This window comes from Nostoc sp. (assembly GCF_036919615.1).
GTDB lineage: Bacteria > Cyanobacteriota > Cyanobacteriia > Cyanobacteriales > Nostocaceae > Nostoc.
This window is the reverse complement of the sequence record NZ_JBALCN010000100.1, coordinates 66,950-80,552: the sequence shown is the minus strand read 5'-3', so window position 1 is coordinate 80,552 and position 13,603 is coordinate 66,950. Positions and strand designations below refer to the sequence as shown.

The window sequence follows — 13,603 nt, the reverse complement described above, 5'->3', positions numbered from 1 at the left end:
TGATAATACAAGTGCCTTACCCTGCGACTAAACTGGTCTAACTACTCCCAGTAACCCCAAAAATCTTGATGCGCGACGCTACAACTAAGCTTTTTTTGAGCAATCATCTGTTCTTTTTCAAGCAACCAGGTATTTAACTCATCCTGCAAAGTTGCTTCTTCAATAATTTCTGGAATCGATTCTTCCATAAACCCTAAGATGAACTCAAGAAAGACAGGATCGCTATTACTGATTTCCCACGGACTTTCTCCTTGTAATACCTTCATCCCAATACCCTTCATTGCTTCCCACATAAAGGAACCGCACTCAGGGCCCATCCCCCTGCCAAATTCTTGATGGCGCTGCATATGGTGATGGTAGTATTTAATAAAGTCCGAATCGTTCTCGGTTTGAGGAATAAAATTCATGCCAGTATAGTTAATAGTAGCTAGCATCGGCAATCGGTACTTTTTTAAACATTCGAGTAGTGTCTGAAACTGTTTTTCGCTAAACAAATCGAACACTGCATTGGCGACAGCTAAATCGAAAGTATTTAAGTCTATGAGATTTTCCAGATCCAAAATAGAGCCGACAATTCTATGGATGGTAATTTTATGAACTTGATTTGTCAAGACCAATCTTGAGTTCTGTAATTGTGACTCATATCCATTTTCCTGCGCCCAGATGATTAGCTTATCAAGGGCGATTTCCAAAAGTTCTTGATTTTGTTCGACTAGAAACCACTCCTGCTCCTGGGAAATTTTGCTAAAGTAGTAGCGGCAGTTAGCTCCCGTACCTGCACCAAAATCAACAATTTTGAGCTTTTTGTCCCTTTTGAGATATTCTTGGCAGCTTGTTTCCACATTTAAGTTACGCGCTTTAGCATCATAGGAAATACGATGTTCTAGCCATTGAGCTAATTTTTGGTTTTTATTCATCAGTCCTTATTAAATGCTTGTAAAAAATCCCGATAAGTTTTATCCCAAGAATTAAAGGATAGGTTAGCGATGTGAGCCAAAGCATTTGTCTGTAACTGAGTGAGTTCATTAGGCACTGTAAGCAGCCTTGTGAGTGCTTTGAAAAACTGCTCCTGCTTACCTGGCTCAATTAGTATGCCATTGCTACCATCCTCAATCCAGTCAACAATTGCTCCCGTTGCATAGGCTAATACGGGTAGCCCGTGAACAACTGCTTCAGCGGTAGCCATAGAGTAACTCTCATAGGTAGATGGGGAGAGATAAAGATCGCATTGGGAGAACAAGTCAAACATAGCCTGTTGCGGAAGGTAGCCATGTAAAATGATCCAATCTTGAAGACGCGATCGCTCTATTATCCCAAAAATCTCCTCTGTGTAACTGGCGTTCTGTTCGTAATCACCAATTAAATGCAGGCGAAAATTTTTCACCTGCATCTGGGCTAACATTTTTACTAAATCGAGTTGTCCTTTGCCTTGAGAAAATGTTCCTACTGTAATCAGATTTATCGGCTCTTTTTCAAAAAGCTTCTTGGGATGAGACAAACGGGATACTTGAACCTTTTCTATCCCTGGAAATGCTACTGTGATCTTATCTTTTTCTATGCCCTGACTTGAAAGATAATCTTGCATTTGCAAGCTGGGAACAATAATCTCATTCACAGCTTTTAGCCATAGTTTCTCGCTAATCCACAGGGCTTCCTTTTCCTGATTTGAGTAGTAGATATTCCTCGACTCAAGATAGTGAAGCATCAGGTAAATCTGCTGGAAATAGGGACTAAATTTATTAACAGAAGCTTTGAATTCAGGAATTGTAAAGTAGAGTCCATCAAGCACAAAGGTGCAGCTAGCAGGCAAAGCATTGAAACGCTCAATCAGCTCGGTAATAGGGCTATTTAAGGTGTGAAAAAATCCCTTCCCTCTGGCTGACTGCTCTAGGCGTTTGACAATTTCTGAATTGTAAATCGAGCCTCCTGATACATGACTCAATTGAGGTTGAATAAAATGAATTGTGCTCGCTTCATACCTGAGCTTCATAGCTTCCCCAAGCGATATGACTTTCCTCCAGAATAATTTTGAGAGAGCCTTTGAAAAAAGAACTGACCTGTTTGCTAATTTGCTGGTGAATATAATAACCCATGTATTCTGTCGTTGTATTTATCCCCTTAAATTGTTCAAGAGTATCCAAGTTTTGGTAATTTAATGGTTCTAGAACTTCTTTGAGAATTGCGATCGCCTGACCGATATCAATTACTAAGCCATCTTTATCCAACTGAGCGACTTTGAATTCAGCTGTGATTATATAGGTTGCTCCATGCAGCTTTTGAGCGGGGCCAAAAATTTCCCCTTGGAAGCTGTGGGCAATCATGATGTGGTCTTTTACTGCAACAGAAAACATGATTTTTAATACTCAATTAGCGGCGAAACTGGATGCACTTGACGCTGAGATAATAGTGACATAAGTAAACTTCCACCCCTTGACCTACGTTTTCAATTATCCTCAGTGCTGTCTATACTCCTGTAATCTTTTCGACGCAAACTGCAAAACTTGGTCGGCGCGATTATCCCAGGTAAAATTTTGTACCTCCTGAAAAGCACGTTCAGCAATGTTACTCGTTAAAAGGGGATTTTTAAATAAATTGACTATAGCTATTTGCCCAGTGTCAGCCCACAGAGAAGGCAAGTTGCCAGGGGATATATAAATAATTGATTTTAAGGTAACCATTTCAGTAGAGAAGCAAATAGGTTGCTCGGGGTGTTGCGGTCTTTGCAAGATGAATCATGTAGGCAGTTAAGGCAGTTGACAGCAGGATAAGCTGACAACTGAATGCTTACGGTCAATACACGTCAAACTCATGTTTACTTGAAGATTGTAAACATCTTACGGCTTTTTCGGTTGCATCAGGCATTAATCTTCTAGCAACTTTATTAAAAACCTGCTCCTCTAATGTGTATGAATTATAAAAATGAATCATCTTAATATCATTCAGTTCAGGAAGGTCAGGAACTCTCTGCTCCATCTGCTCTATCGGGTATATCTTGGCGAACCAAGAACCCGGGTAATTATAAGCATATGGTAGATGTACAATTTGATTTTTCGTTTCCTGAATTGTTCGGGACAAAGCTAATTGATCCTGCTGCTTAAATCTCCTCCATTCTTTTTGCCAAGTTTCAAATAGAGTATAAGCATCGGGTGTATTTTTCCAAAGTATCAGACCGCTATTAAATTGAACCAAATCAGCAGCACAAGTTTTTAACGTGTAGTCTTTTTCTTCAGAAGAAACATAGTTGTCGCAATTAGCGCAATCAACCATTTTAGGGACTGGGTCAGGTACCATGGCAATATTTCCATGGTTGAAAAAGCCCCAGATTTCATCAATTGGTTTTATCGGCAAAATATCAGCATCTAAGTATAAAGTTTCATCAAACACTGTAAAAGTATGCAAGCTGGTTTTAATGACCCTTGAAACCATTACATTGTTTAGCCTCTCTTTTTCAGGAATCACAATTGGTTTGAGGGCAATATTAAATTCTGATAACTGCTCTTGAAGCTCTGTACATTTTATATTTGAAAAGATGATGATTGGTAGCTGAGGGCATACCTGACGGAGAGCAAAAGCACTGATCACAGCAGATTCTAGATATGGCCATGCGTCTACAGCAAAATATATTACGCCTTGAGTTGGTTGTTTTGGTTTCATGAATGGGAAGTCAGTATCGTTAGACAGAAATCTTTGAGCAAAGGTGATAGAAGAATAACTATTTCGGCGTAGGATATTAATATCTCTGCCTCAATTGAAGCTGAATAAAATAAATCGCGCTCGGATCATACCTGTGCTTCATAGCTTCCCCAAGCAATATGACTTTCCTCCAGAATGACTTTGAGAGAGCCTTTGAAAAAAGAGCTTACCTGCTTGCTAATTTGTTGGTGAATATAATAAGCCATGTGTTCCGTCGTTGTATTTATCCCCTTAAATTGTTCAAGAGTATCCAGATTTTGGTAATTTAGCGGTTCTAGAACTTCTTTGAGAATTGCGATCGCCTGACCGATATCAATTACTAAGCCATCTTCATCCAACTGAGCGACTTTGAATTCAGCTGTGATTATATAGGTTGCTCCATGCAGCTTTTGAGCGGGGCCAAAAATTTCCCCTTGGAAGCTGTGGGCAATCATGATGTGGTCTTTTACTGCAACAGAAAACATGATTTTTAATACTCAATTAACGGCGAAACTGGATGCACTTGACGCTGATATAACAGTGACATAAATTCAGGCAAGTCTCTAAAAGAAATCACAGGTTCAAGAAGAATATCTACGGCTGCATCTGCGAGCAAGCTCAAAACCCGTTCTTTGCGCTGACGATAGTCAATCAGCTTTCGCATAGGTCTAGCGATCGCAGAAACTTGAGAAGCGATAATTTGTTTGCGTTGGTAATGAAAGGAACCCCCTAATTGCAAGGAAACTGATTGTGTTCCGTACCAACTCAGTTCGATACAGCGACCTTCAAAAGCCAGAGCATTAATCGCACTTTGAAATCCAGAAGAGGATGCGCTGGTATGGAAAACAATATTATAATTGCCTTCTTTATAGTCGGTTGTTAAACGGGAATTTTGCAGCCAAGGTAGTTGTTCTAAGTATTGAATTCGCTGCTGATCTTGTTCTAAAAAATCTGCCCCAATACCATACTCTTTGCTGAGGACAAAGCTAATGAGAATACCAATAATACCTGCACCAACAATTAGAATGCGATCGCCCTGACTAACTTCGGCATCCCAAACTGCATTCAGGGCTGTTTCCGTGTTGGGAATTAAAGTCGCCCGTTTGCTAGGTAGCCAATCTGGCAACTCTAAAGCATCAGAACTCTCGACGACGACTCTCGATTGGTGGGGATGCATGACAAAAAATCGTTTCCCCTGATTGTCACCTTCATCAGCTTGACCAACAAGACTGTAACCGTACTTTAAAGGCAAGGCAAAACTGCCTTCCATATACCAACAGCGCATCGTTTCCCAGCACTCTTGGGGGACTTTTGCTAGACCTACCAGCCGCTCTGTACCCGGACTAATGCTACTGTAGAGCGTGTCCAAAAACAGAGGATCTTTAAGGGACGGCGTGACTGAGGTTTCTCTAATTTCACCAAGGCTAGGAGAGACTAACCAATAGGCATAAGCTGGAGAATTTGTAGGCATTTTTAAAGCTGTTGTACATTTTAATTGCGTAGTTTTAAGCAAGAGCACAAACAATTCATCTCTCTGACTCCCGATCAGCCTCAACGAGCAAATTAAATGCGTGACTGCTTATCTTGGAGCAATTCCACCAGAATTTCTCCATCAAGATCAAAGTGTTTCATTTTAAAGCGGAGTCCTTCGTCGATCGAGTTTATAACTGGAAGGGTGAAACTCGACCGTCCAGAACCCAAAATCAAAGGAGAAAAATGGAGATGTAGTAGCTCTATACAATTAGCTTGCAAGAAATAGGATACAGTTTGTCCTCCACCTTCCAAAAAAATAGTTGAAATGCCATTTTCGTATAAAACCTTTAAAATTTCTGAGGGAACTAAAACGGGTCTTTCTTGAGAATCTTTTGTTGAAGAGATCGGAAGCTCCAAAATTTTTTCTTTAGCTGCTTGTGGTAGTATTCGATCCTGCTTTCCTTGAGGACATAACACAATCACTCTTTCATGAAGCGCCATCATGTGCAAATCATCAAGCCTCAAATCGTTTTGACCTTCTATAATCACAGGAGTTGGATGCTTGCCAGGGACTAAACGAACCGTTAACTTAGGGTTGTCAAGTGTTGCCGTTACTGCTCCTACCATGACGGCATCATGAAGGGCACGCAGACGATGGGCATGTTTCAAGTTAGCCTCGTTACTGAGCCACTGAGAGTTTCCATTGACTGCTGCAATTTTGCCGTCAAGAGATTGTGCCAAGTGAGCCATCAGAAAAGGACGCTTTTCTAGGTAAGCTTCTCTTTGAGCAACTAAGAGCCTTATATATAAGGAAAAAGTTTGCCATCCATTGCTGCTCCACATTCCTTTAAAACATTGGGCATCTTGCACGATATCGCTTTTAAAAGGGGAGTCGCTTTTGAATACGATGGCAGATTGTACTTGAGAAAATAGTTGATTTGCGAAATTCAAGTTTTGACAAAAATCATTTTGAAAATCGATAATAATTAAGAAATCACTTTCTGGAATATGGGGTATCTTTTCGTTAGAAAGTTTTTGGAAACTCCACGGACTTTTTGCATTACCAAAAAAAGCCCAATATTCATTAAGTTGGGGAGGTTCACTTTTCATGACCTCTTTGCATTCTAGTAATGCTGACCAAATATCTTCTAAATGTTCATCAATTTTCAATGCATTTATTGCTTGAGGTTGTCGGTGTTTTACTTTTAGAAGATGCCCCAGCTTCTTTGCCTTAGTCGTCAAATAATTTAAATTGTAGTCATTGGGTTCAATTGCTAAAGGAATACGTTCGACTACCTCAATACCGTAGTTTTGTAAACGAGCAATTTTGCGAGGATTATTAGTAATCAAGCGAATTTGATTCACCCCTAAATCCTTAAGTATTTGCGCCGCCATGCTGTAGTCCCGGAGGTCAGCAGAGAATCCCAAACGTTCATTTGCTTCGACTGTATCCAATCCCAAATCTTGCAAAGAATAGGCTTTCACCTTATTTAACAGACCAATACCTCTTCCCTCTTGCGCCAAATAAATTATCACCCCTTGACCTGCTTTATCAATCATCCTCAGTGCTATTTGCAACTGCATTCCACAATCACAGCGCAGAGAACCCAAGGCATCCCCTGTTAAGCATTCTGAATGTATTCTTACCATTACCGAGTTATCGAACTTTGTCGGTTCACCCTTGACGATCGCTACGTTTTCTGAGTTGTCCAGAGTATTACGGTAGCCATAAATTTTAAACTGACCAAATTCGCTGGGTAATTTGGCGATCGCTACAGTTTCTGCAAATGCACTTTCGGTAATTGGTTTTAGGTCGCTCATAATTTATGACAATATTTTGGTGTTTAGATTAACTAGCTGGAGCGCTACATTGTCTAGAGCAGCGCATCAACTTCTTAATTTACCATTCCGCTCATTTCTGATAACACAACCCTCTCTTTTGCATCCTCACTACTGGCAATATTGTTGGCAATTACTAGATTAAAATACATAATTTAAGTCCCTGCTGAGAATAGCAGAATATAACCTGAATACCAAATTAGAAGTATTACGGATAAGAGGATGTTTTAAAAGGGTCTTTTGCTCTCATAGTTAGTACAGCATAGTATCTCAGCATATGGCTAAAACCTTGATTTTTCGTCGTACTTAACCTAGTCAGAACATAAAATTTATACATTCTTGGACTTTTAAAACATCCTCTCAAGACAGAACATTAGCTAGCCATAATTTCTGACAAGCCATTCGCCTAGCTTGGTCTATTTTCTTTGCCCCAAAAGCTTCGGCTACCAGAGATACTTCTGCTGTGAGAATACCATATTCCATAGATAAGCAAAAAGATTAACGAGATTTTTTTTAATGACTAAAATTTGCATATTATCTCATATTTTTTGTATAAATCATTAAATCTCATCTGTCATATTTGTTCATGTGACAGGTTGTCATATGTGCATAATATGGGGATATTATGTCACTTGTTAGATAAATCAGAGAGACACAGCAGGGTATCTAACCCTAACTTAATAATATTTGAATGAACTTAGAATATCCCCACGGATGAATCTAGGGCTTGTAATTTCACTTTTGTAAAGATTTAACTCAGTCATGGTTATGAAACGTTTATCTCAATTTCTGTATAAGCTGCTGCTTACAGCTTTAGTAGGCATCTTCATCTCTATAAGCACGTTTCCAGGGGAAGTAATAGCGCTTAACCTGAGTAAGATTGCTCCGCAATTTAGAGAGCAAGCGCGACAGCAAGAAGCACAAAAAGCGCGACCTCAAGTACCAAGGCCAGGTGGCGCAGCGCCTGGTGCGCCAGTGCTAGAAGAGGGTGTACCCCCTCCGGACCCTGACTTAAATGGTTGTCCCCCACCTAGTTACAACATATTCGGAACTCCGCCCACCATAAGCAGTACCAACGGTGTATTGGAAGTAACCTTAACCGCTAGTGATTCAAGTTCTTTCAAGGTTGCAAACGCAACGTTCACAACCGACCAGAATAAGCAGCAGGCGGTTACTCTCTACAAGACTGATCAAAACGAACTAGACCAATACATGTACATGCCACCAATCTTACAGGTATCGCCTGGTGATACTATCAAGCTGAAGCTGGACAATGAATTGACCAATACAGCTGTCTTAAATGATATTGATACTAATTTGCATTATCACGGTTTCAATGTATCGCCAAGCGAAGGTGCTGACAATGTACTTGAACACGTTAAGCCTAAAACCGCTTACCAAATGAACTTCAAGATACCAGACAATCATCAGCCAGGGCTGTTTTGGTATCACCCGCATGTCCACACGGATAGCGACACACAGGTTTTTGGTGGCATGTCAGGTGGGATTATTGTTAACGGCATTGAAAAATATTACCCCATTCTTAATGGAATTCCCCTGCAGACAGGTGAGCCTAGCCATCTCACTGAGAGAGTGATTTTGTTTAAGGATTTGGGGCTTCTAAGCACGGATAACAATTGCTATAAATGCTATACTCTCAACTCCGTAGTAAACCCCAATCTTACTATTCGCCCGGGAGAGGTTCAGTTCTGGCGCATTGGCAATATTGGTTCAGACACTTACATGAATCTGTCGCTAGAAGACGCGACGACCAAAACACGTCAGCCTTTCTACATCTTGGCACGCGACGGCAACGTTGTTAGTCAACCGCTTGAACAATATCAGATTCTGCTACCACCTGCTAATCGAGTTGAGGTACTAGTGATTGGAGGTCTACCATCGTCGCCAAAGACATCGCCCCTCTACAATCTAGTTTCAGACGCCGTCCCTAACACAGACCCAAACAATAGTCCGTCAAGCTTCGATGGGAACCAGCGAATAGTAGCAACAGTTTCCTTGCAGGATGACCCAGTAAACTACAATACTGGAACAATACCTTTAGTAGACTACATAAAAAACCAAGAACCATCAATACTAGATTCTGATCTACCAAGTCCCACTGAACTAGCCCAGTGGCATATCCCCAACAAGAACAAACGTCAATTCGAGTTCTCGCAGAATACAAGCAATAACATTTATCGGATAAACAACAAACAGTACGATTTTGATAGAATTGATACAATAGTACACCTAAATGATATTGAAGAATGGACTCTTGTAAATGCAACACCAGTTCATCATGTCTTCCATATCCACCAACTCGATTTTATCGTTACTAATATCAATGGTATAGACCAACCTCTACAGGGGTATGAGGATTCGATCGATCTCCCACCTTGTAGTATAGGACTTGATAATGATACTTGTCAGCCGGGAACAGAAAGCAAAACAGTGGTGCGTATTCCCTTTACCAACCCGCTCATTGCTGCCAAATACGACGTCAATGGCAGACCCGTCGGTGGCGAATTCGTCTATCACTGTCATCTCCTATTTCATGAAGATAATGGAATGATGCAAAATATTCAAGTTTTACCTGCTTCGTCTTAACTAAAGTCTTGTGGGGTGGGCATAGAAAGCCCGCCCTAAATTTACTACAAAAGAGAAAGTTTTTGCTTATCTCTTGGGAATTTGTGAAACCATTTTTATGTCTAACCAAAATTTTTATTATAAAATCCGAGAAAACCTATTGAAAAGTTGGGAAATAGTTAAAGCTAAAATGCTTTTTTGGTGGATTTTAAATATTAAAACTCAAACATTAACTGTTAGTCATAAACCAGCAATAGTATTTGCTCCCCATCAAGATGACGAAACTCTTGGCTGTGGTGGTTTGATTGCTCTCAAACATGAACTAGGAACACCAATTAAAGTTGTTTTCCTAACTGATGGACAGAAATCTCACTTACATATAAAACCAGAGGAGCTTATTCAAATTCGCAAGCAAGAAGCTGTGAATGCGCTAAAAATTTTGGGAATTGCATCATCAGACATTTATTTTCTTGACTACATGGATGGGAGTCTGATGCAACTGTCTAAGGAGGAACGTTATCAGATCATCAATCAGTTAGTACAACTACTACAGTCCTTTCAACCATCTGAAGTTTATCTACCTCATCGAAAAGATAAGCATAACGATCATCAGGCTACTTACGACTTGGTTCAAGCTGCGCTCATCGAATCTAAAGTTAAAGTTGAAGTTTTTGAATATCCAATCTGGTTATTTTGGAATGATGATACACAGCTATTTGAGTTTAACTTACAAGAAATGGGTGATTCTTACAATCTATGTATTAAATCTGTATATAACAAAAAACAAAGAGCAATTAAAGCATATCACTCACAATGTCAAATATTCCCGTCAAGCTTCCTAAAGCAGTTTTTCATACCTCGTGAAATCTTTTTTAAAAGACCAATTCAAAACTGATTCATAGATTCAGTTTATATCTTACATCATTTTCAAGTAGACTAATGTAATAATACGGTTCAAATCAGATAGTTTGCAGGCACAATGACCTATGTAGAGACGTAGCTACGTTTCTACACGTATGGAAATAACCCTTAAATGAAGGGTATTGACCAGTGTAATAATAGATTTATGTAAAAATTAGTACAAAACCCTTTATTACTTGGATTTGAGTTTAATTTTTGCCCAAATGTAATCAATGAAAGGCTATAAGTATGACATTGCCATAACCCAGGGACGAGTATAACTATAAATCGCAGATTGCCGATACAGTTTACGAAAAAAAATCCGTCAAAGTTTCGCTTATTACTCAGATAAATGGGATAATTAAAATTTAAGTTATCACTATAAAATTAAAAGACAGTGGTTATTAACTACTATCCAAGAATTTTATCAAAAGATACAAGAAAATAATTTTCATCTAAAAATCTTAGATGCAGGATGCGGCAATGGTCTGTATATAATAGATATTGTAGAAGCTTTGCAAAATATCTATAGTGTAGATGGTGTAGGTGTTGATATAACACAAGAAATGATTGAGACATCTCGAAAAAGAGCGCTACATTCAAGGGGAAAATATGAATGGATTTAAATAGATTTAGAGAATGATGATTGGAAATAAAAACTCGGAGAACAGCAATTTGATATTATTGTGATGAATGGAGTCGTATGTTATTTTAAAAATATACCCCAAGTGCTTAACTCTCTAAAAAACCTTTTAAAACCAGATGGAAAATTGATTATTATCCATTATAATCCCAATAATTTGACTAATCTTGTTCTGAGAATTAAAAGTCTATTAGAATCTGAATTTCTCTGGGTTAAAAATCCTTCAAAAAAAGAAATTACAACTTACGCTGAAACCGAAGGTTATTTGTTAAATAAATCTCAACTTTTACCTTGTGGAGGTATGTCGTATTTATTATATAGTCTAGGTAAGATATTTTGGGATGGTTACGGTTTAGTCTTTACCCTAAAATAGGATTGTTTAATTAATCTTGATATTTTTTAGAACATCACTCAATCTCACCTATATGAACATTGAAGTAGAAACATACTACGATCGCAACACAAGCCGCTTTCTAAACTATGATCCTCATTATGGAACTTACGGTATACATCGTGAGGTATGGGGAAATGGAGTTGCAACGCCCGAAGATGCCTTTAATTTTATCAACAGTTTAATCTTGAATATTATCACAACACATAAATTAGAATCTATCCTTGATTTAGGATGTGGAGTAGGAGGCAGTCTTTTTTATCTAGCCCAGGCTTATTCAAAGCCCTGTTATTATGGAATAACTATTAGCTCTGCACAAGTTCAAATATCTAGGGAGATTTCAAAAAAGTTAAATTTTGAAAATCAATGCATGATTTGCAAAGGGGATTTTCAAAAATTGCCTGATGATCTTCCTTTGATGGATTTAGCTTTTTCCATTGAAGCATTCGTTCATGCTACTGATAACGATGCTTTTTTTAGCGAAATAAGTACCAAGATGAAGAGAAATGGCTTATTAATTGTCTGTGATGATTTTATTTCGGAGAAAGCCGCAAGTTTACCTACTAATTCCTCAGAAAAAAAGTTAATTGAACTTTTTTGTAGAGGGTGGGTTTTAGGTTCCTTAATCAGTGTAAAGGAAATCCAAACTATTGCTGAGAAATCTGGTTATAAATTGATTGAAAATATTGATTTGACAGACAATTTAAGATTGAGAAGAAATCGGGATATTTTAATTAGTTTATATATTATTTTCTTGAAGCCTTTGATGCAAGTTTCTTCATACTTTAAGGCTTTGGTAGGTGGCGATGCTCTGCAAAAGTGTTTAATTAAAAAACTAGTTGAATATCGGTTTCTAGTGTTTCAAAAAGTTTAAATAGTGTGGAATCACTATTTGATTTTGTGGTGATTGATGTTTAACCTTCCCTCCAAGGTGAGTAGACATCGGCCATCAACTACTGATAATTGCAAGCTTTGATGATACCATCCTCAAATTGGTAGTATCTGAAATTGGTTGTGTTGCAAAAACCGGGGCGGCAGATGGTAAAATATAACACTGCGTCTGTTGACTCTTGTTTGAATTTCTAATAGGAATTAGGCGATGGTTATAGAAAGAATTAGAAGGTTTTGTTGGCTAAGTACTAGAAATTACAAAACTTTGCAAATATTTTTATATTTTGTTAAGTTTTTACGACCAGCTTTACCACAGCAGTTAGGGACAGAGTACTACCGAAAAAACTCATCATGGAACTTAGAGCCAAATATATGTCCATGTGATATTGAGTTACTTGAGTATTTGAAGAAAAATAGTATTGAGAATAAGATCATTTTTCATTTCGGTACAGGTTCTCATCACATCGTTGGTCTTGAAAATCAAAAGCTAAGTAAACCAAACGAGGTGATTGGAATTACGGCTTCCGTCTCTGAACACCAAGCATACGTTAATTTCTCTTTAAAAGAGCCTGGACTGATGAAATATTACAAAGTGATTTTTGGAGATATTTACACGTTGACTGATAGGTGTCTGCCCCTGCTAGATATGGTTACACTTTTTCACCTGTGCGAATTTTACCTGCCTGAAGAAGCTTCCTTTGTCCATCATGATGATGAATCCCTTCTGGAACTTTTCTTAGAAAAACTAAATTTCGGCGGTAAAATATTTTTTTTCACCAAATCGTTTGCCTGGGAAAAAGCTTTATCTATTGTCCAATCATTTGAAAAAAAAGGAAGAATTGAAAAAGTTGAAGAGTACAAAAGTTTACTTGTTTACACCAAAAAACCAGACTCTAAAATAACTGGAGTTTAGACTAGTCAGGAGTGCAAAACTCCAAACCTTTACGGCGATTTGATGTATATCAAATATAAGCGCACCCACCCAAAACTTGAGCAGGAAATATATAGTACATTTGAACTAAAAACTCCCCAGGGCAATCAAGGATGCGATCACCTATGCTGGGCGGAACGCCATCGCCAGAAAAAATAAATTGATGAGCGCAATTTTCTCTTCTTCAAGCCTCTTGGGATAAAAAGGATGACTGAATCTTCAAGAAAGATGAATTTTTGTCAATTATTTTTGAGCCAATTTTAATAGTTAATCGTTC

The 13,603-nt window shown here is 38.4% G+C and carries 12 protein-coding genes and 2 pseudogenes; 5 read left to right on the top strand and 9 right to left on the bottom strand.

From position 1 onward, the window contains the following. Positions 1–41: 41 nt before the first annotated feature. From V7K48_RS31175 to V7K48_RS31140, 9 genes and pseudogenes are all read right to left on the bottom strand, one after another. The gene (locus V7K48_RS31175) at positions 42–917 is read right to left on the bottom strand and encodes a class I SAM-dependent methyltransferase (RefSeq protein ID WP_335078617.1); all 876 of its coding nucleotides are present in this window, start codon (positions 915–917) and stop codon (positions 42–44) included. After that, a complete protein-coding gene (locus tag V7K48_RS31170) occupies positions 917–1,990 on the bottom strand; it encodes a glycosyltransferase family 4 protein (protein ID WP_335078615.1) in 1,074 nt (357 codons plus the stop codon). The genes V7K48_RS31175 and V7K48_RS31170 overlap by 1 nt, the downstream gene beginning before the upstream one ends. Further along, positions 1,974–2,351, bottom strand: a complete 378-nt coding sequence (locus tag V7K48_RS31165; protein ID WP_335078613.1) for a 6-pyruvoyl trahydropterin synthase family protein — start codon at positions 2,349–2,351, stop codon at positions 1,974–1,976. Before V7K48_RS31165 ends, V7K48_RS31170 begins: the two co-directional genes overlap by 17 nt. Before the next feature lie 439 nt (positions 2,352–2,790). Further along, a complete protein-coding gene (locus V7K48_RS31160; protein ID WP_335078611.1) occupies positions 2,791–3,654 on the bottom strand; it encodes a glycosyltransferase in 864 nt (287 codons plus the stop codon). 125 nt (positions 3,655–3,779) lie between these two features. Continuing rightward, complete coding sequence (locus V7K48_RS31155; protein WP_335078610.1) at positions 3,780–4,157, bottom strand: 6-pyruvoyl trahydropterin synthase family protein; 378 nt, start codon at positions 4,155–4,157, stop codon at positions 3,780–3,782. Positions 4,158–4,162: 5 nt separating this feature from the next. After that, a complete protein-coding gene (locus V7K48_RS31150) occupies positions 4,163–5,143 on the bottom strand; it encodes a zinc-dependent alcohol dehydrogenase (protein WP_335078608.1) in 981 nt (326 codons plus the stop codon). Between the two features lie 92 nt (positions 5,144–5,235). Continuing rightward, on the bottom strand, positions 5,236–6,366 hold the full coding sequence (locus tag V7K48_RS31145) for a RibD family protein (protein ID WP_442949499.1): 1,131 nt from the start codon (positions 6,364–6,366) through the stop codon (positions 5,236–5,238). Continuing rightward, positions 6,351–6,915, bottom strand: a pseudogene (ribA, locus tag V7K48_RS35275) (GTP cyclohydrolase II); the annotation flags it as partial. The pseudogene ribA and the gene V7K48_RS31145, both read right to left, overlap by 16 nt. 429 nt (positions 6,916–7,344) lie before the next feature. Beyond that, positions 7,345–7,467 (bottom strand): hypothetical protein, encoded by a 123-nt coding sequence (locus V7K48_RS31140; protein ID WP_335078604.1) that lies wholly within the window; start codon positions 7,465–7,467, stop codon positions 7,345–7,347. A 285-nt stretch (positions 7,468–7,752) separates the two neighbouring features. Here V7K48_RS31140 and V7K48_RS31135 point away from each other — a divergent pair, with 285 nt between their 5' ends. The 5 genes and pseudogenes from V7K48_RS31135 (at position 7,753) to V7K48_RS31115 (ending at position 13,308) form a co-directional block, all read left to right on the top strand. Continuing rightward, positions 7,753–9,591 carry a multicopper oxidase family protein gene (locus V7K48_RS31135; protein WP_335078602.1) on the top strand — a complete coding sequence of 613 codons (1,839 nt, stop codon included), beginning with the start codon at positions 7,753–7,755 and terminating at the stop codon, positions 9,589–9,591. Positions 9,592–9,688: 97 nt separating this feature from the next. Further along, positions 9,689–10,465, top strand: coding sequence for a PIG-L deacetylase family protein (locus V7K48_RS31130; RefSeq protein ID WP_335078601.1), 777 nt, complete (start codon positions 9,689–9,691; stop codon positions 10,463–10,465). 391 nt (positions 10,466–10,856) lie between these two features. Next, positions 10,857–11,486: pseudogene (locus V7K48_RS31125) on the top strand (class I SAM-dependent methyltransferase). 52 nt (positions 11,487–11,538) lie between these two features. Beyond that, complete coding sequence (locus tag V7K48_RS31120; RefSeq protein WP_335078599.1) at positions 11,539–12,378, top strand: methyltransferase domain-containing protein; 840 nt, start codon at positions 11,539–11,541, stop codon at positions 12,376–12,378. A 225-nt stretch (positions 12,379–12,603) separates the two neighbouring features. Next, positions 12,604–13,308 (top strand): hypothetical protein, encoded by a 705-nt coding sequence (locus V7K48_RS31115; RefSeq protein WP_335078597.1) that lies wholly within the window; start codon positions 12,604–12,606, stop codon positions 13,306–13,308. Positions 13,309–13,603 lie beyond the last annotated feature (295 nt).